At 77.4% G+C, this 482-nt stretch carries 1 protein-coding gene and 1 pseudogene; both read right to left on the bottom strand.

All coding sequences use genetic code 11. The features are described 5' to 3' along the window. Nucleotides 1-149, bottom strand: a 149-nt coding sequence (locus G3I42_RS38390; RefSeq protein ID WP_164284111.1) for a DUF4439 domain-containing protein, incomplete at its 3' end; no start/stop codon positions are given. A gap of 63 nt (nt 150-212) precedes the next feature. Further along, a pseudogene (locus G3I42_RS09045) lies at nt 213-482 on the bottom strand (hypothetical protein); the annotation flags it as partial.

The following is a 482-nucleotide window of genomic DNA, read 5'->3' as shown; positions in this document are numbered from 1 at the left end:
TCGTCGCGGCGCGCGGCGGCGATGCGGCCGCCGACGACGCCGTAGCCGTAGACCGCGGCGTGCTCCGCGCGCAGCGCCGCCTGCGCGGCCTCGCGCTCCCGCTCCTTGGCACCGGATGTTCCGACACGCGTACGAGCATTTTCAGACACCGACGACTCCTCCTGCTGGCTCCTGGTCCACCCGCTCCCGTGCGGGGCGGCTCGCGCGCGGCCTCACTGGGCCGCGTCACCGAGTAGGTAGGCGTGTGCCGCGCCGGCGGCGGCCACCGAGGCGAGCAGTCGCGCCAGTTCCTCCGGAGCGTCCACGAGGACGCGGGCACGGTGGTCCGCGAGCTTCTTCTCCGCCGTGGCGAGGTCGCGCAGCGCCGTCTTCTCGTCGGACGCGACGGCAGGGCCGGGCGACGTGCTCGCGGCCGCGGCGCCCGCCGCGCGCCCCGGGGCGGAGGACGAGGCGTCCGGCGACGGGGCCTCGGTCGCCCCGTG

Source organism: Streptomyces sp. SID11385 (assembly GCF_010548245.1).
GTDB lineage: Bacteria > Actinomycetota > Actinomycetes > Streptomycetales > Streptomycetaceae > Streptomyces.
The sequence above is the reverse complement of the archived record's forward strand: the minus strand, read 5'-3'. Positions and strand labels throughout refer to the sequence as shown.